Below are 16,211 nucleotides of genomic sequence, written 5' to 3'. Positions count from 1 at the left end.
CCGTCAAGCGCGAAGCCGGACGGGCTGGGGGCCCTGGTGTCAGCCGCCGTAGGGCGGCCGGTGCAGGCCCATGGGCGAGACGGTGAAGATCTCCACCCCATCCTCCGTCACGCCGACCATATGCTCGAACTGCGCCGACAGGCTGCGGTCGCGGGTCACCGCGGTCCAGCCATCATCCAGCACCTTCACCTCCGGCCGCCCGGCATTCACCATCGGCTCCACGGTGAAGAACATCCCGGGCTTCAGGGTGGGGCCTTCGCCGGGGCGGCCGAAATGCAGCACGTTCGGCGGTTCGTGGAAGCGGCGGCCGATGCCGTGGCCGCAGAAGTCGCGCACCACGGAAAACCTGTTGCGCTCGACATAGGTCTGGATGGCGTGGCCGATATCGCCCAGCGTGGCGCCGGGGCGGATGGCGGCGATGCCGCGCATCATGCTCTCATAGGTCACGTCCATCAGCAGCCGCGCCTTGGTCGAGGGCGTGCCGGCCACGTACATGCGGCTGGAATCGCCGTGCCAGCCATCCAGGATGACGGTGACGTCGATGTTCACGATGTCGCCTTCCAGCAGCACCCGCTCACCGGGGATGCCGTGGCAGACCACATGGTTGATCGAGGTGCAGGAGGATTTGGTGTAGCCGCGATAGCCCAGCGTCGCCGGAATCGCGTGGTGCGCCAGGGTGAAGTCGTGGATCAGCCGGTCCAGCGTCTCCGTCGTCACGCCGGGCTTCACATGCGGGGTGATCATGTCCAGCGTCTCGGCCGCCAGCCGGCCGGCGCGGCGCATCCCCTCGAAGTCCGCAGGGGCGTGGAGGGTGATCCGGCGGCTCTCGCCGCCCTGCTGCTCCATGGTGCTCGAACCGTCCGTCAAGATCTGTGCCGGTGCCGAAGATGCGCTGTGGCCCCGCGCGATGCAAGGCGCGGGGCCGCACGGCTGGGTTGCGCGGGGCTAGCCCGGCCTCTCCCCGGTCTTGCGCTCCACCGTGCCCAGCGCATCCGCCAGGCGATGCGTGGCGCTGCCGGGGCGCGCGGGCTTCTGCTGGCTCTCATGCGGCGACCAGCCGGTCAGCACCAGCAGGCGCAGCACCGGGTCGATGCCCTGCGCGCCTGCCGGCAGGGCCGCGGCGGCCATCGGGAACAGCGCCCGCGGCGGGGTGCGCGGGTCCCGCGCCAGCACGGCATTGCCTTCCCCCGCGGCGCGCAGATCCGCCAGCAGCGCCAGCGGCCTGCGGTAGGCGATGGCCACCTCCTCGGCATCCGCCACCGGTAGGGCGAAGCCGGCGCGCTGCAGCAGCCCGGCGCCGTCGCGCAGTTCCGGGAAGGGCGAGATCCGCGGCGACAACCCGCCGCGCAGCGCGCTCTCGGCCTCCGCCAGCGCCTGGCGCAGCGGCCCGAGCGTGCCGAGCCCGGGCAGGGAGGCCAGGAACAGCCCATCGGGTGCCAGCGCCCGCCGGATCTGTATCAGCGCGCCCGGCAGGTCGTTCACCCAGTGCAGCGACAGCGAGGCGACGATCAGGTCGAAGCTGGCGGGGGCGAAGGGCAGGAATTCCTCATCCGCCGCCACCGCCAGGCCACCCGCTTGCGCCGCCATGGCCGGCGACAGGTCGGCGGAGACGACGGACGCGATGCCGCGGGCGCGCAGCATCGGCGCCACCACGCCGCGGCCGCCGATCTCCAGCGCCCGGTCGAAGCGGCGGGTGGTGTCGTCCAGCCGGTCCAGCAGCCGCGCCGCGCAATCCTCCAGGATCGGCGCCACCCGCTCGACGGTGGCGGCCGCCCGGTCGCGCCGGCGGCGCACCAGCTTCCGGTCGAAGACCTGCATCGCATCCATGCCGGCGCAGATGCGCCCGCTTCGCCGCCCCCGCAAGCCGGTCTATCGTGGCGGCGGGCGCAGGGAACCGGAAGCCGATGCAGAAGATCGAGACCATCGAGGCCGCCGCGCTGAAGGCCAGGCTGCGGCAGGGCGGGGAGATCGCCCTGCTCGATGCGCGGGAGGAAGGGGAATTCAGCGCCGCCCACCTGTTCTGGGCCGTGCCCTGCCCGCTCTCCCAGGCGGAATTCCGCGCCGCCCGCCTGCTGCCGCGCCTGGATGCGCCGGTGGTCTGCCTCGATGGCGGGGAGGGCCATGCTCGGCGCCTGGCGGGCGTGCTGCAGGGCCTGGGCTACACCCAGCTCTCGGTGCTGGCAGGCGGCACGCCGGCCTGGCAGGCGGCGGGGTATGAGCTGTTCTCCGGCTTCAACGTGCCCTCCAAGGCCTTCGGCGAATGGGTCGAACACCACTACGCCACGCCCTCGGTCGATGCGGCGGAGCTGGCGGCGATGCAGGCGGCGGGCGAGGACCTGCTGGTGGTGGACAGCCGGCCGATGGCCGAGTTCCGCAACATGTCCATCCCCGGCGCCATCGACGTGCCGGGGGCGGAGCTGGCCTATCGCGTGCCCTCCATGCTCGCCCGGCCGGAGACCACGGTGGTGGTGAACTGCGCCGGCCGCACGCGCTCCATCCTGGGCGCGGAGAGCCTGCGCCGGGCCGGGCTGCCGAACCGGGTGGTGGCGCTGCGCAACGGCACCATGGGGTGGGAGCTGGCGGGGCTCACCTGCAACCGCGGGCGGGAGGATCGCTACGCCCCCGGCACGCCGCCCGATGCGGCGGAGACGCTGGCCCGCGCCCGGCGCTTCGCCGAAGGCGCCGGGGTGCGCTGGATCGACCGCGAAGGGTTGGCGGCCCTGCGCGCGGAAGCCGGGCGCAGCCTCTATGTGCTGGATGTGCGGGACCCGGCGGAATTCGCCGAGGGCCACCTGCCCGGCTCGGTCAGCGCGCCGGGCGGGCAGCTGGTGCAGGCCACCGATGCCTGGGTGGCGGTGCGCGGCGCCCGCATCGTGCTGGTGGACGATACCGGCACCCGCGCCGCCATGACCGCCGGCTGGCTGCGCCAGCTGGGGGGGTGGGAGGTGTTCTGCCTGACGGGCGGGCTGGCAGGCGCGCTGGAGACCGGCCCGGCCGCGCCCGCCCTGCCGGCGGCGCTGCGGCCGGCGGTGGCGCGGGTGGAGGTTGCGGCGCTGCACCGCGATGGGCCGGTGGTGGTGGACCTCGCGCGTTCCCTGGCCTTCCGCGCCGGGCATATCCCCGGTGCGATCTGGGGCGTGCGGACACGGCTCGCCCTGCTGCTGCCGCTTCTGGCGCCGGGTCGCCCCGTGGTGGTCACGGCGCCCTCTGAGGAGCTGGCGGCGCTCGGCGCGGCGGAGCTTGCCGGGCTGGGCGTGGCGCCGGTGGCGGTGCTGGAAGGCGGCAATGCGGCCTTCGTCGCCGCCGGCGGCACCCTGGCCGCTGACCGCACCAACCCGCCGGACGAGGCCTGCGTCGATGCCTGGCTGCGCCCCTATGACCGGAATGCCGGGGTGGAGGCGGCGATGCGGGAATACCTGGCCTGGGAGATCGACCTGGTGCATGCCGTGGAGCGCGACGGCGATGCCCCCTTCGGCGCCTGGTAGGGCGTTCCAGGCCGCACTGGAGCGGCTGGGGACCGCGACGCTGGCGCGGCTGGGGACCGCGACGCTGGATGCGCTGCTGCCGCCGCATTGCCTGACCTGCGAGGCGCCGGTGCAGCGCCAGGGCACGCAATGCGGCGCCTGTTTCCGGCTGCTGACGCGGGTGACGGCACCGCTCTGCCCGCGCTGCGGCGTGCCCTTCCTGCATGCCGGCCAGGCCGGGCCGGGCGGGCTGTGCCCCGGCTGCCTGGCGCGGCCGCCGGCCTTCGACCAGGCGCGCGCGGCGCTGCGCTACGACGCGGGGGCACAGAAGCTGGTGCTGCCCTTCAAGCATGCGGACCGGACGGAGCTGGCCGGGCCGCTGGCGGCGATGATGGCGCAGGCCGGCGCGGCGCTGCTGGCGCGGGCGGACCTGCTGGCGCCGGTGCCGCTGCATTGGCGTCGGCTGGTGGCCCGGCGCTACAACCAGGCGGCGCTGCTGGCCCATCGCCTGGCTCGCGGCGCCGGCAAGCCCTGCATACCGGACCTGCTGCGCCGCGCCCGCGCCACGCCGCCGCTGGGCGAGTTGGGCGCCGCGGACCGCGCCGCGCTGCTGCAGGGCGCCTTCGCCCTCAACCCCCGCGCCGCCGCCCGCATCGCCGGCAGGCGGGTGCTGCTGGTGGATGACGTGATGACCTCCGGCGCCACGGCGGAAGCCTGCACCCGCCTGCTGCTGGCCGCCGGCGCCGCCGCGGTGGATGTGCTGGCCGCCGCCCGGGTGCCCGACCCGCGGCTGGCGGCGGAGGAATAGGGGGCGCCGGGCACCCCTGGCTGCCGCCGCATTGCCGCGATGCGGGATGAGGCTTGACCGCGGGCGATCCACGCCCGATTTCAGCAAAATGGCCAAGATCGAAATCTACACCCAGGATTTCTGCCCCTACTGCGCCCGCGCGGTCGCCCTGCTCGGCCGCAAGGGCGTGGCGTTCGAGGAGAAATACGCCCCGCACGGCTCCGCCGAGCGGCAGGAGGCGATCGCGCGCTCCGGCGGGCGAAGCAGCGTGCCGCAGATCTTCATCGACGGGCGCCATATCGGCGGCTGCGACGACCTGGTGGCGTTGGACCGGAAGGGCGGGCTCGACCCCCTGCTGGCCGGCTGATGATCCACTACCAGCTCCGCTGCCAGGCGACCCACGAGTTCGACGGCTGGTTCCAGGACAGCGCCGGCTTCGAGAAGCTGGCCGCGGTCGGGCTGGTGGAATGCCCGCATTGCGGCAGCACCCAGGTCAGCCGCGCCCTGATGGCGCCTGCGGTGCGCAAATCCCGCCGCAAGGCCGCCCCGGCCCCGCTGCCGGAGGAAGCGCCGCCCGCCGCCGCCCCGGCGCCCGCCCCCAGCGCGCCGCCGCAGCCGGAACCCGGCGGCATGTCCCAGCGCGTCGCCGCCGGGCCGATCCCGGCGCAACTCCTCGCCATGCTGCAGCGCATGCGGGCGGAGGTGGAGAAATCCTGCGACTATGTCGGCGAGGGCTTCGCCGAGGAGGCGCGGAAGATCCATAATGGCGAGGCCGAGGCCCGCGGCATCTATGGCGAGGCGACGGAAGCCGAGGCCGAGGCCCTGGCCGAGGACGGCATCGACATCGCCCGCCTGCCCTGGGTGCCGCGCGCGGACGGCTGAACCCGGGGGGAGGGGCGCGCGCCCGGTGCTCGTCTTCAGCTACGGCATCCCGAAATCCGGCAGCACCTTGGCCTTCGAGCTGGCCAAGGCCGTCGCCCGGCTGGGCGGCCACCGCCAGCCCCTGCTGCCGCGGCCCCTGCTGCCCGGCGGCCACAAGGTGAACTTCGCCCAGGCGCTGGACCCGGCGGCGCTGCGCGCCCTGGCGGTGGCGGCGGAAGGGCGCATCCGGATCGTCAAGACCCATGCCTGCCCGGGGCCGGAATGGGCCGCGGAGTACCGGGCGCTGGCCGCCCGCGGCCTGGCCTCGGCGCATGTGAACTGGCGCGACCCGCGCGACATCTGCCTCTCCCTGCTCGATGCCGGGCGGCTGGCCCGCAGCCGCGGCGAAAGCGCCTTCGCCGAATTCGTGACGCTGGAGGATGCGGTGGCCGGGGTGCGCCGCTACCTGGGCGAGCACGCGGTCTGGGCCGCGCTGCCACGCACGCTGCAACTGGACTACGCGACCTGCGCCTTCCGGATGGATGCGGCGATCGGCGCGATCAAGGCGGATTTCGGTATCGCCTGCCCGAACTGGGCGGTGCGGCTCTGGGTGCAGCGCTTCGCCTTCACCTACCGCAACAAGGCGGTCCCGGCGCGGCATCTGTCCGAGTTGACGTCGGAGCAGGCGGCGCACCTCGCCCACAGCTTTGCGCCCTGGCTGCCGCCGGGCGCCTGAAGGCCACGGCGCAGCCCACGCCCCGGCGCAGGGGCTGTTGAGCATGCGAAATATCATCGTGCTTCCGGATCACCTGGGCATGAACAAGCTTTGCCGGATCAGGGGTCCCTGGCTGTCAAGGTGCCGTGATGAAAATCCTGCTGGGAGTTGCCGGCATCATTTTCCACAGATTTACCCCCGTAAATGGGGATAACCCGATGTGTTGCTTGCGGGATACATCATCCGGCGCGGTGCTGATTTTTCTGCGCCGTGCGAACATTGGGCGAACGCCGCTGCGGGCCCTGGCGCGGCCCCGGGTCCCACAGGGCACCCCCTGACTTATCCCCAGCTCCATCCACCGGGATGGGGGATAAGCCGGGCTTGACGGCCCGTCACCCGGCCGGCCGGGCCATCGCTAGGTAATTCACCGCCAGGTCCCGCGTTTCCCGCCACTGGCCGGTGGGCGACATCGTCATGCCGGCCAGGTCGGTGATCCGGTAGCCCGCCGGGCGCAGCGCGGCGCCAAGCTCCCCGGGTGAGAGGAACATCCGCCAGTCATGCGTGCCGATCGGCAGCATCCGCAGCAGGTATTCGGCGCCGAGCTTGGCGAACAGGAAGGACCGCGCGGTGCGGTTCAGGGTGGACAGGAAGATCGGCGCGCCCGGCTTCGCCAGCCCCGCCAGCGCCGCCAGGAAGGCCGGCCGGTCCGCCACATGCTCGATGACCTCCAGCGCCACCACGGCGTCGAAGCGGGCGCCCTCGGCCAGCAGATCCTCCGGCGCGCCATCGCGGTAGTCGATATCGAGCCCGCCGGCGTCGGCATGGGCGCGGGCGGCGGCCAGCGCCGCACCGGCGGCATCCACGCCGGTGACCTGCGCGCCCATCCGGGCGAAGGCCTCGCTGGCCAGGCCGGCGCCGCAGCCGACATCGAGGATGGCCTTGCCCGCCACCCCGCCCAGCCGTTGCGCGATCCAGCCGGTGCGCAGCGGGTTCATCCGGTGCAGCGGGCGCATCGGCCCGTCCGGGTCCCACCACTGGCCGGCCAGCGCGTCGAATTTCCGCCGTTCCGCCTCCACCGCCGTGCCCGTCATGGCTGCATCCCCCCAGCATCGCCTTGCCCGCCGGCGCGCCCCCCGTTATCTGTCCGCGCCCCGGCGAGGCGCAACAGGGGCCGCCCCGCCGATCCTTCCTCGACCCCCCCCCCGGACCCGAGCATGGCCCGCATCGTGATGAAGTTCGGCGGCACCTCCGTCGCCGACCTCGACCGCATCCGCAACGTCGCCGGCCGGGTGAAACGGGAGGTGGAGGCGGGGCATGAGGTGGCCGTGGTGGTCTCCGCCATGTCCGGCGTCACCAACCAGCTGGTGAAATGGTGCCAGGAACTGTCGCCCCTGCATGATGCGCGGGAATACGACACGGTGGTCGCCACGGGCGAACAGGTGACCATCGGCCTGCTGGCCATCGCGCTGCAGACCATCGGCGTGGATGCACGCTCCTGGCAGGGCTGGCAGGTGCCGATCCGCACCGACAACGCGCATGGCCAGGCGCGCGTGGACAGCATCCAGGGCGCGCTGCTGATCGAGCGGATGCGCCAGGGCCAGGTGCCGGTGGTGGCGGGCTTCCAGGGTGTCGGCCCGGACAACCGGGTGACCACGCTGGGCCGCGGCGGATCGGACCTCTCGGCGGTGGCGATCGCCGCCGCGGTGCAGGCGGATCGCTGCGACATCTACACGGATGTGGATGGCGTCTACACCACGGACCCCCGCATCGTGCCGCGCGCCCGCAAGCTGGAGAAGATTTCCTACGAGGAGATGCTGGAACTGGCCTCGGTGGGGGCCAAGGTGCTGCAGACCCGTTCGGTCGAACTGGCGATGAAGCAGCGCGTGCGCGTGCAGGTGCTCTCGAGTTTTGCGGACAAGCCAGGCTCCCTGGTGGTGGATGAGGACGAAATCGTGGAACAGCCTATCGTGTCCGGCATCGCCTATTCACGCGACGAGGCCAAGGTGACGCTGCGCCGCGTGCCGGACCGGCCCGGCATCGCCGCCTCGGTCTTCGTGCCGCTCTCGGCGGCCAATGTGAACGTCGACATGATCGTGCAGAACCTCGGCGCCGACGGCACCACGGACATGACCTTCACGGTCGGCCGCGCCGACCTGCCGCGGGCCCGGGACCTGCTGGAGAAGCAGGCCGCGGCGATCGGCTACGAGGCGATGCTGGCCGACCCGGATGTGGCGAAGATCTCCGTCGTCGGCATCGGCATGCGCACCCATGCCGGTGTCGCGGCGACGATGTTCCGCACCCTGTCGGAGAAGGGCATCAACATCCAGGTGATCTCGACCAGCGAGATCAAGGTCAGCGTGCTGGTGGCCGCGGACTACACCGAGCTGGCGGTGCGCGCGCTGCACACCGCCTACGGCCTGGACGGCCCCGAACCTGCCCGCCGCGGCGAGGCCTGAGGCGATGGACGCGCCGCTGGTCCCCGATGCCCCGCCGGCCGAAGCCCTGGCGGCCCTGGATTCGCTGATGGCGCAGGGCGCCGCCTTCCTGGGCAGCCGCTATGCCATCATGGGCGGCGCCATGTCCTGGGTCAGCGAGCGCAACCTGGTGGCCGCGCTGTCCAATGCCGGCGCCTTCGGCGTCATCGCCTGCGGCGCGATGGAGCCCGACCGGCTGGCGCAGGAGATTGTCGCGACCCAGGCGCTGACGCAGAAGCCCTTCGGCGTGAACCTCATCACCATGCATCCGCGGCTCGACCAGCTGGTGCAGACCTGCCTGGACCACCAGGTGGGCCACATCGTCTTCGCCGGCGGCATTCCGCCCGGCACCGCCATCAAGGCGGCGAAGGAAGGCGGCGCCCGCGTGGTGTGCTTCGCCCCGGCGCTCGCCCTGGCGAAGAAGCTGGTGCGATCCGGGGCCGATGCGCTGGTGATCGAGGGCAGCGAGGCCGGCGGGCATATCGGCCCCGTCTCGCTCACCGTGCTGGCGCAGGAGATCCTGCCGCATATCCGCAACGTGCCGGTGTTCGTCGCCGGCGGCATCGGGCGGGGTGAGGCGATCCTGTCCTATCTGGAGATGGGCGCCGCCGGCGCGCAGCTCGGCACCCGTTTCGTCTGCGCCAGCGAATCCATCGCCCACGCCAATTTCAAGCGTGCCTTCATCCGCGGCGCGGCGCGGGATGCGCTGCCGACCATCCAGCTCGATGAGCGCTTCCCGGTGATCCCGGTGCGCGCGCTGCAGAATGCCGGCACCAGGCGCTTCCTGGACCATCAGGCGGAAACCATCCGCCGCTTCCTGGCCGGCGAGGTGGAGAAGGCGGCGGCGCAGCTCGAGATCGAGCATTTCTGGGCCGGCGCGCTGCGCCGCGCCGTGGTCGATGGCGATGTCGAGAACGGCTCCCTAATGGCCGGGCAGAGCGTCGGCCTGGTGACGCGGGAACAGCCGGCGGTGGAGATCGTTCAGGAACTGGTCAACCAGGCCGCGCACGCGCTCGCGGCGCGTCGTGGCTGAAGGCTTCATCAACCCCGTGGCGAAATGCGTGCGCCGCCGGATTCGATTTGCCGGGCGCGCGAGCGCGCGCTAGGTGTCCCCGCCGTGGCTTATGACCTGAAACGCACCCAGCGAACGACCGAGCCCGGCGGCTCCGAAGCCGCCCGTGTGGGCGAGGAGTTGCGCGATTCGCGTCTCGCCCTGGGCCTTTCCATCGAGGAAATCGCGACCCGGCTGCGCATCCGCCGCCCCTATCTGGAGGCGCTGGAGGAAGGCCGCATCCGCGACCTGCCCGGCCCGGCCTATGCCGTCGGCTTCGTCCGCGCCTATGCCACCGCGCTGGGGCTGGATGCGGACGAGATGGTGCGCCGGTTCCGCGACCTGTCGGGCGGCGCGGTGAACCGCAAGACCAACCTGGTGTTCCCCGAGCCGGTGCCGGAACGTGGCGTGCCTGCCGGCGCCGTGGTGGTGGTGGGGGCGGTGCTGGCGATCGGTGCCTATGTCGCCTGGTACAATCTTTCGGGCGCCGGCAACCGGACCGTGGATGCGGTGCCGCCGGTGCCGGGGCGGCTGGAACGCGCCGCCGAGCTGGGCCAGGCCCAGCTGCCCGGCCGTGAGGCGCCGCGTGCCCTGGCCGGCCGGGCCGATCCCGGCCGCCCGGACGGGCGCAATGAGGGACGGGGCGATGCCGGCGCGGTGCCGCTTTCCGCCCTGCCGCCACCGGGCGGGCTGCCGCCCCTGCCGCCAGGGCCGCCGCCCGGCAGCGCCAACACCGCCGCCCAGGCGGCGACCGTGCCGGCCAGCCCGCCGCCGCCGCCGGTGGTGCCGCCGCGCCCCGTGGTGGCACCGGAACCGCCGCCGCCCGCCATCCCCGGCCTGCCGGACGGCACCCGCGTGGCGCTGCGCGCCCGGGCCGACAGCGTCGATGGCGCCTGGATCCAGGTGCGCGACCAGCGCAGCGGCCAGGTGCTGGTGAACCGCGTGCTGCGCCCGGGGGAGTTCTGGGCCGTGCCGCTGCGCGACAACCTGCTGCTGGATACCGGCAAGGCGCAGGGGCTGGAGATTGCGGTGGATGGCGCCTTCTCCCCGGTGCTGGACGGCCAGGTGGGGGTGCGCCGCAACATCCCGCTGGCGCCCGAACGGCTGAAGCCGCCGCCGGAGGCCACGCCCGCCGCCACCCCGGCCACGGCGCGCCGCTGACACGCAACCGCCCCTTTGATCCCCGGGGCCGCTCCCATATGGTGGGGTGGCGTGCGCCAAGACGCCGGAAGACGGGAAAGCCATGTCCTACCGCCCCTACCAGCAGATCACCCGCCGCAAGTCGCGGCTGATCCATGTCGGCCGCGTGCCGGTGGGGGGCGACAGCCCGATCACCGTGCAGACGATGACCAACACGCCGACCGAGGATGCGGCGGCCACCATCGCGCAGATCCGCAAGTCGGAACTCGCCGGGGTGGACATCGTCCGCGTCTCCGTCCCCACGCCGGAGAGCACCGCGGCGCTGGCCGAGATCGTGCGGGAGGTGAATGTCCCGATCGTCGCCGATGTGCATTTCCACTACCGCCGCGCCATCGAGGCGGCGGAGGCCGGCGCCGCCTGCCTGCGGGTGAACCCGGGCAATATCGGCAGCAAGGAGCGGGTGCGGGAGGTGGTGAAGGCTGCCCGCGACCATGGCTGTTCCATCCGCATCGGCGTCAATGCCGGCAGCCTGGAGAAGCACCTGCTGGAGAAATACGGCGAGCCCAACCCGGAGGCGCTGGTGGAATCGGCGCTGTGGCATGCGGCGCATCTGCAGGAGCTGGATTTCCACGAGTTCAAGATCAGCGTGAAGGCCTCCGACGTCTTTCTGGCGGTGGCGGCCTACCAGCAGCTGGCGGAGGTCTGCGACCACCCGCTGCATATCGGCATCACCGAAGCCGGCGGGAAGCGCGCCGGCACGGTGAAGTCGGCCATCGGCCTCGGCTCCCTGCTCTGGGCCGGCATCGGCGACACGCTGCGGGTTTCGCTGTCCGCGGAGCCGGAGGAGGAGGTGGCGGTGGGGTGGGAGATGCTGAAATCCCTGCATCTGCGCCATCGCGGGGTGAAGGTGATCTCCTGCCCCTCCTGCGCCCGGCAGGGCTTCGACGTGATCCGCACGGTGGAGAAGCTGGAGGACCGGCTGGCGCATATCGACCAGCCGATCAGCCTTTCCATCATCGGCTGCGTGGTGAACGGGCCGGGGGAGGCGCTGATGACCGATATCGGCCTGACCGGCGGCGGTGCCGGCACCCACATGGTCTATGGCATGGGCAAGACCAGCCACACGGTGAAGACCGAGGAGATGGTCGAGCACATCGTGCAGCTGGTGGAAGCGCGGGCCGAGAAGATGAAGGCGGAGAAGGCGGCGGCGGCCGCGGCAGAGACCCAGCAGGCGGCGGAATAGAAGGCGGGTTCCCACGAGGCCCCGGCCTGCCCATATGGGCGGGATGATCCCGCTCTCCGTCCTCGACCTCTCACCCATTCCCGAAGGCCAGGAGGCCGGGCAGGCGCTGCGCCAGTCGCGCGATCTGGCCCGGCATGCCGATGCGCTGGGCTACCGGCGCTACTGGATGGCCGAACACCACAACATGCCCGGCATCGCGAGTGCCGCCACCGCGGTGGCGCTGGCGCATGTGGCGGAAGGCACGCAGCGCATCCGCCTCGGTGCCGGCGGCATCATGCTGCCGAACCACGCGCCGCTGGTGATCGCGGAGCAGTTCGGCACCCTGGCCGCCCTGCATCCCGGGCGCATCGACCTTGGCCTGGGCCGGGCGCCGGGCACGGACCAGGTCGCCGCCCAGGCCCTGCGGCGCAACCTGGCCTCCGACGCCGATGACTTCCCGCGCGACGTGATGGAGCTGATGGCCTATTTCGCCCCCGCCGAGCCGGGCCAGCGCCTGCAGGCGGTGCCCGGGGCGGGGCAGGAGGTGGAGGTGTGGATCCTCGGCTCCTCCACCTTCGGCGCACAGCTGGCGGCCTATCTGGGCCTGCCCTACGCCTTTGCCTCGCATTTCGCGCCGGGGCAGATGATGGAGGCGCTAAGGGTCTACCGGGAGGGCTTCCGCCCCTCCGCCCGCCTGGCGGCGCCGCATGCCATGATCGGCGTGAACGTCTTCGCGGCGGAGACGGATGCGGAGGCGGCGATGCTGTTCTCCTCCCTGCAGCAGGCCTTCGTGAACCTGCGCCGCGGCCGGCCGGGCAAGCTGCCGCGGGCGGTGGCGGGCTATGCCGCGCAGCTGGACCCGCAGGCGCGGGCCATGCTGGACCACGCGCTGTCCTGTTCCGTGGTCGGCGGGAAGGAGACGGTGCGCCGGGGCATCGCGGCGCTGCTGGAGCGCACCGGGGCCGATGAGCTGATGGTCACGGCGCAGATCCACGACCATGCGGCGCGGCTGCGCTCCTTCGCCATCCTGGCGGAGGCGCTGAGCCCGGCCCTGCAGCCGGCCTGAGCGAGGCCCTTGCCGGCCGGCTTCCGCCGCGTTACGCGCCACGCCATGGCAAACCCCCCGCTCCAGCCCGTCCGCGGCACCCGAGACCTGATCGGCGAGGATTTCCGCGGGCATCACCATGTGGTGGGCACGGCGCGGCGCATCCTGGCGCTGTATGGCCATGAGGAATGGGCGACGCCGATCTTCGAGAGCACGGCGGTCTTCGCCCGCAGCCTGGGTGAGACCTCCGACGTCGTGTCGAAGGAGATGTATTCCTTCGAGGATCGCGGCGGCGATTCGATCACGCTGCGGCCGGAAGGCACGGCGGGGGTGTGCCGGGCGCTGGTCTCCAACGGGCTGACCCAGGCGAACCTGCCGCGCAAGGTGTTCTACGCCGGCCCGATGTTCCGCTACGAGCGGCCGCAGAAGGGCCGCTACCGCCAGTTTCACCAGATCGGCGCCGAGGTGCTGGGGGCGGCGGAGCCGCTGGCGGATGCCGAGGTGATCGCCGCCGGCTGGCACATCCTGCAGGAACTCGGCATCAGCGAGGGCGTGGTGCTGGAGATCAACACGCTGGGCGATGCGGAAAGCCGCGACGCCTATCGCGCCGCGCTGCTGGAGCATTTCACCGCGCATCAGGCGGCACTGTCCCCGGACAGCCAGGTGCGCCTGGCGAAGAACCCGATGCGCATTCTCGACAGCAAGGATGAGGGCGACCGCGCCATCGTCGCCACCGCGCCGACCATCCAGCCCTTCCTGACCGCCGCCGCCGCCGGCTTCTTCGACGCCGTGCTGCGCCACCTGGACACGCTCGGCGTGCCAACCCGGCAGAATCCGCGGATCGTGCGCGGGCTGGACTACTACAGCCACACCGCCTTCGAATTCGTCACGGACCGGCTGGGCGCCCAGGGCACGGTGATGGCGGGCGGCCGCTATGACGGGCTGGTGGCGGAAATGGGCGGGCCGGCCACGCCCTCCGTCGGCTGGGCCGCGGGGGTGGAGCGCCTGTCCATGCTGCTGGCCGCCGCCCCGGCCGCGCCGCGCCCGGTTGCCGTGATCCCGGTGGGCGAGGCCCAGGAAGCCGCCGCCCTCGGCCTGTTGCAGGATTTGCGCCGCGCCGGTTTGGTGGCGGAGATCGCCTACAAGGGCAATCTCAAGCGCCGGATGGAACGCGCCAACAGGCTCTCTGCCCGCGCTGCGCTGATCCTCGGCGAGGATGAGCTGGCGGCGGGCCAGGTGCAGCTGCGCGACCTCGATGCCGGCAGCCAGGCGACCATCCCGCTCGCCGAGGCGGTCAGCCGCCTGGGCGCATGAGCCTCCCCCACAAGCTCGACCGGCTGTTGAGCCGGGCGGATGAGGTGCGGCACGCGCTGAACACCGCCGATGGCGTGCAGGTCGGCGCGCTGTCCAAGGAATTGTCCGAGCTTGAGCCGCTGGTCGCCAAGGTCTCGGCCTATCGGGCCGCCGAGCGCGCGCGGGACGAGGCGGAGGCCATGCTGGCCGACCCCGAGATGCGGGAGCTGGCAGAGGCCGAGTACTACCAGCTGCGCGACAGCCTGCCGCAGATGGAACGCGAAATCCGCCTGATGCTGCTGCCGCGGGACGCCGCCGATTCGGGCAATGCGATCCTGGAAATCCGCCCCGCCGCCGGCGGCGACGAGGCGGCGCTGTTCGCGGCGGAGCTGTTCGCCGCCTACCAGCGCTATGCCGCCTCCCAGGGCTGGCGCTTCGAGATCCTGGACTACGACGCCTCCGACCTCGGCGGGGTGAAGGGCGCGACCGCCGGGATCGAGGGGCGCGGCGTCTTCGCCAAGCTGAAATTCGAATCCGGCGTGCACCGGGTGCAGCGGGTGCCGGCGACGGAAACCCAGGGCCGCATCCACACCTCCACCGTCACCGTCGCCGTGCTGCCGGAGGCCGAGGAGGTGGATGTCCACATCAATGAGGGCGACCTGCGCATCGACACCTACCGGGCGAGTGGCGCCGGCGGCCAGCATGTGAACAAGACCGACAGCGCCGTCCGCATCACCCACATCCCCTCCGGGGTGGTGGTGGCGATGCAGGAGGAGAAGTCGCAGCACAAGAACAAGGCCAAGGCCATGAAGGTGCTGCGCGCCCGGCTGTATGAGGCGGAGCGGGCGCGGGTCGCCGGGGTGCGCGCGGCGGACCGCAAGGGCCAGGTCGGCACCGGCGACCGCTCCGAGCGCATCCGCACCTACAACTTCCCGCAGGGCCGCGTGACGGACCACCGCATCGGCCTGACGCTGCACAAGATCGACCGCGTGATGCTGGGCGAGTTCGAGGAGATCATCGGCGCCCTGACCGCGGAGGATGAGGCCGCCCGCCTGGCCGCCGAGGGCGAATGAGCGCCTGCCAGCCAGGTGAGAGCGTCGGCGCCTTCCTCTGCCAGGCCGGCCAGGTGCTGCGCGCGGCGGCCATCGAGAGCCCGCGGCTGGAGGCCCGGCTGCTGCTCGGCCACGCCATGGGCGCCACGCCCGAACAGCTGTTGCGCGAACCCGGCGCCAGGGTGCCGGCGCAGGCGGTGGCGCGCTTCGGCGCCGCGCTGGCGGCGCGGCTGGCGCGTGTGCCGATGGCCCATATCCTCGGCCGGCAGGGCTTCTGGACGCTGGACCTGGCGGTCTCCCCGGCCACGCTGATCCCCCGCCCGGACTCCGAATCGCTGGTGGAGGCGGCGCTGGAAGCCCTGCCGGATGCGGCCGCGCCCTTGCGGGTGCTGGACCTCGGCACCGGCACGGGCTGCCTGCTGCTGGCCGTGCTGGCGGAACGCCCGGCGGCCTTCGGCATCGGGGTGGATGTGGCCCCGGCGGCAGCGGCGCTGGCGGCGGCCAATGCGCGGGCCAACGGCCTGGCAGCTCGCGCGGCCTTCCTGGCCGGCGACTGGGCGGCGGCGCTGGCCGGCCGCTTCGACCTGGTGCTGTCCAACCCGCCCTACATCGAATCGGCGGCCATCGCCGGGCTGATGCCGGAGGTGGCGCGGCATGAACCCGCCTCGGCGCTGGATGGCGGGGCGGATGGGCTCGACGCCTATCGGTCGATCGCCGCCGCCCTGCCGGGGCTGCTGGCGCCGGGCGGCGTCGCGGTGCTGGAGCTGGGGCAGGGGCAGCGCCAGGCGGTGGAGCGCCTGGCCGGCGCAGCGGGGCTGCGCGTGCGGGGCTGCCGGGCCGACCTCGGCGGCATCGACCGCGCGCTGCTGCTGGCGGCGGGCTGAGGGACCGTCCGGGAACGCCCGCAAAAAAACCGTTTGGCGGTCCGGCGGCGTGGGATTAAGTTGGCGTCGTGGTGCGGGGCATGCTTAGGCCGCCCGGCGCCATCGGCAAACCCGCTGGGGTGACGCGTCCGGGGCCTTTCCTGCCCCGCTTCGTGTCCCGGCCTGCCGAAACGACGCAACCCGATAATCCAGCGTTCCGGGTGGGACCTCCCCATCCGGCGGC

16 protein-coding genes are annotated in these 16,211 nt (G+C 72.7%); 13 read left to right on the top strand and 3 right to left on the bottom strand.

Annotated elements, in window-relative coordinates; translation table 11 throughout:
- Positions 1–39: 39 nt before the first annotated feature.
- Entirely contained in the window at positions 40–846 is an 807-nt protein-coding gene (map, locus tag HEQ75_RS03550; protein WP_168027581.1) for a type I methionyl aminopeptidase, read from the bottom strand.
- Between the two features lie 99 nt (positions 847–945).
- The gene (locus HEQ75_RS03545) at positions 946–1,827 is read right to left on the bottom strand and encodes a methyltransferase domain-containing protein (protein WP_168027544.1); all 882 of its coding nucleotides are present in this window, start codon (positions 1,825–1,827) and stop codon (positions 946–948) included.
- Between the two features lie 77 nt (positions 1,828–1,904).
- On the opposite strand from HEQ75_RS03545, the gene HEQ75_RS03540 reads away from it, so the two are divergent.
- From HEQ75_RS03540 to HEQ75_RS03520, 5 genes are all read left to right on the top strand, one after another.
- The gene (locus HEQ75_RS03540) at positions 1,905–3,485 is read left to right on the top strand and encodes a rhodanese-like domain-containing protein (RefSeq protein WP_168027543.1); all 1,581 of its coding nucleotides are present in this window, start codon (positions 1,905–1,907) and stop codon (positions 3,483–3,485) included.
- Entirely contained in the window at positions 3,463–4,272 is an 810-nt protein-coding gene (locus tag HEQ75_RS03535; protein ID WP_168027542.1) for a double zinc ribbon domain-containing protein, read from the top strand. The genes HEQ75_RS03540 and HEQ75_RS03535 overlap by 23 nt, the downstream gene beginning before the upstream one ends.
- 88 nt (positions 4,273–4,360) lie before the next feature.
- Entirely contained in the window at positions 4,361–4,618 is a 258-nt protein-coding gene (grxC, locus tag HEQ75_RS03530; protein WP_168027541.1) for a glutaredoxin 3, read from the top strand.
- Positions 4,618–5,133, top strand: coding sequence for a DUF1178 family protein (locus HEQ75_RS03525; protein WP_168027540.1), 516 nt, complete (start codon positions 4,618–4,620; stop codon positions 5,131–5,133). Before grxC ends, HEQ75_RS03525 begins: the two co-directional genes overlap by 1 nt.
- Positions 5,134–5,158: 25 nt before the next feature.
- Positions 5,159–5,848 carry a hypothetical protein gene (locus HEQ75_RS03520; protein WP_168027539.1) on the top strand — a complete coding sequence of 230 codons (690 nt, stop codon included), beginning with the start codon at positions 5,159–5,161 and terminating at the stop codon, positions 5,846–5,848.
- A 371-nt stretch (positions 5,849–6,219) separates the two neighbouring features.
- Here HEQ75_RS03520 and ubiG read toward each other — a convergent pair whose 3' ends face one another.
- Positions 6,220–6,918 carry a bifunctional 2-polyprenyl-6-hydroxyphenol methylase/3-demethylubiquinol 3-O-methyltransferase UbiG gene (gene ubiG, locus HEQ75_RS03515; RefSeq protein ID WP_168027538.1) on the bottom strand — a complete coding sequence of 233 codons (699 nt, stop codon included), beginning with the start codon at positions 6,916–6,918 and terminating at the stop codon, positions 6,220–6,222.
- A 123-nt stretch (positions 6,919–7,041) separates the two neighbouring features.
- Here ubiG and HEQ75_RS03510 point away from each other — a divergent pair, with 123 nt between their 5' ends.
- The 8 genes from HEQ75_RS03510 to prmC all read left to right on the top strand — a co-directional run bounded on the left by HEQ75_RS03510 (position 7,042) and on the right by prmC (position 15,988).
- Positions 7,042–8,283: an aspartate kinase gene (locus HEQ75_RS03510; RefSeq protein ID WP_168027537.1), complete on the top strand. Its 1,242-nt coding sequence runs from the start codon at positions 7,042–7,044 to the stop codon at positions 8,281–8,283.
- Positions 8,284–8,287: 4 nt separating this feature from the next.
- The gene (locus HEQ75_RS03505; protein ID WP_168027536.1) at positions 8,288–9,334 is read left to right on the top strand and encodes an NAD(P)H-dependent flavin oxidoreductase; all 1,047 of its coding nucleotides are present in this window, start codon (positions 8,288–8,290) and stop codon (positions 9,332–9,334) included.
- A gap of 84 nt (positions 9,335–9,418) precedes the next feature.
- Complete coding sequence (locus HEQ75_RS28685; RefSeq protein ID WP_168027535.1) at positions 9,419–10,513, top strand: helix-turn-helix domain-containing protein; 1,095 nt, start codon at positions 9,419–9,421, stop codon at positions 10,511–10,513.
- A gap of 82 nt (positions 10,514–10,595) precedes the next feature.
- Positions 10,596–11,735 carry a flavodoxin-dependent (E)-4-hydroxy-3-methylbut-2-enyl-diphosphate synthase gene (ispG, locus tag HEQ75_RS03495; RefSeq protein WP_168027534.1) on the top strand — a complete coding sequence of 380 codons (1,140 nt, stop codon included), beginning with the start codon at positions 10,596–10,598 and terminating at the stop codon, positions 11,733–11,735.
- A gap of 43 nt (positions 11,736–11,778) precedes the next feature.
- Complete coding sequence (locus HEQ75_RS03490; protein ID WP_168027533.1) at positions 11,779–12,780, top strand: LLM class flavin-dependent oxidoreductase; 1,002 nt, start codon at positions 11,779–11,781, stop codon at positions 12,778–12,780.
- A 45-nt stretch (positions 12,781–12,825) separates the two neighbouring features.
- On the top strand, positions 12,826–14,073 hold the full coding sequence (hisS, locus tag HEQ75_RS03485; protein ID WP_168027532.1) for a histidine--tRNA ligase: 1,248 nt from the start codon (positions 12,826–12,828) through the stop codon (positions 14,071–14,073).
- Positions 14,070–15,125, top strand: a complete 1,056-nt coding sequence (gene prfA / locus HEQ75_RS03480) for a peptide chain release factor 1 (protein ID WP_168027531.1) — start codon at positions 14,070–14,072, stop codon at positions 15,123–15,125. Before hisS ends, prfA begins: the two co-directional genes overlap by 4 nt.
- Positions 15,122–15,988 carry a peptide chain release factor N(5)-glutamine methyltransferase gene (prmC, locus tag HEQ75_RS03475; protein ID WP_168027530.1) on the top strand — a complete coding sequence of 289 codons (867 nt, stop codon included), beginning with the start codon at positions 15,122–15,124 and terminating at the stop codon, positions 15,986–15,988. The genes prfA and prmC overlap by 4 nt, the downstream gene beginning before the upstream one ends.
- The last annotated feature ends 223 nt before the right edge of the window (positions 15,989–16,211 follow it).

Origin of the sequence: Falsiroseomonas selenitidurans (assembly GCF_012103215.1) — a bacterium.
Lineage (GTDB): Bacteria > Pseudomonadota > Alphaproteobacteria > Acetobacterales > Acetobacteraceae > Falsiroseomonas > Falsiroseomonas selenitidurans.
This window is presented reverse-complemented; position numbering and strand designations above follow the sequence as displayed.

Excerpts from the sequence above, each read along its gene's own strand:
- map (WP_168027581.1), bottom strand. The coding sequence starts at position 846 with ATGGAGCAGCAGGGCGGCGAGAGCCGCCGGATCACCCTCCACGCCCCT.
- HEQ75_RS03545 (WP_168027544.1), bottom strand. The coding sequence starts at position 1,827 with ATGGATGCGATGCAGGTCTTCGACCGGAAGCTGGTGCGCCGCCGGCGC.
- HEQ75_RS03540 (WP_168027543.1), top strand. The coding sequence starts at position 1,905 with ATGCAGAAGATCGAGACCATCGAGGCCGCCGCGCTGAAGGCCAGGCTG.
- HEQ75_RS03535 (WP_168027542.1), top strand. The coding sequence starts at position 3,463 with ATGCCCCCTTCGGCGCCTGGTAGGGCGTTCCAGGCCGCACTGGAGCGG.
- grxC (WP_168027541.1), top strand. The coding sequence starts at position 4,361 with ATGGCCAAGATCGAAATCTACACCCAGGATTTCTGCCCCTACTGCGCC.
- HEQ75_RS03525 (WP_168027540.1), top strand. The coding sequence starts at position 4,618 with ATGATCCACTACCAGCTCCGCTGCCAGGCGACCCACGAGTTCGACGGC.
- ubiG (WP_168027538.1), bottom strand. The coding sequence starts at position 6,918 with ATGACGGGCACGGCGGTGGAGGCGGAACGGCGGAAATTCGACGCGCTG.
- HEQ75_RS03510 (WP_168027537.1), top strand. The coding sequence starts at position 7,042 with ATGGCCCGCATCGTGATGAAGTTCGGCGGCACCTCCGTCGCCGACCTC.
- HEQ75_RS03505 (WP_168027536.1), top strand. The coding sequence starts at position 8,288 with ATGGACGCGCCGCTGGTCCCCGATGCCCCGCCGGCCGAAGCCCTGGCG.
- ispG (WP_168027534.1), top strand. The coding sequence starts at position 10,596 with ATGTCCTACCGCCCCTACCAGCAGATCACCCGCCGCAAGTCGCGGCTG.
- HEQ75_RS03490 (WP_168027533.1), top strand. The coding sequence starts at position 11,779 with ATGATCCCGCTCTCCGTCCTCGACCTCTCACCCATTCCCGAAGGCCAG.
- hisS (WP_168027532.1), top strand. The coding sequence starts at position 12,826 with ATGGCAAACCCCCCGCTCCAGCCCGTCCGCGGCACCCGAGACCTGATC.
- prfA (WP_168027531.1), top strand. The coding sequence starts at position 14,070 with ATGAGCCTCCCCCACAAGCTCGACCGGCTGTTGAGCCGGGCGGATGAG.
- prmC (WP_168027530.1), top strand. The coding sequence starts at position 15,122 with ATGAGCGCCTGCCAGCCAGGTGAGAGCGTCGGCGCCTTCCTCTGCCAG.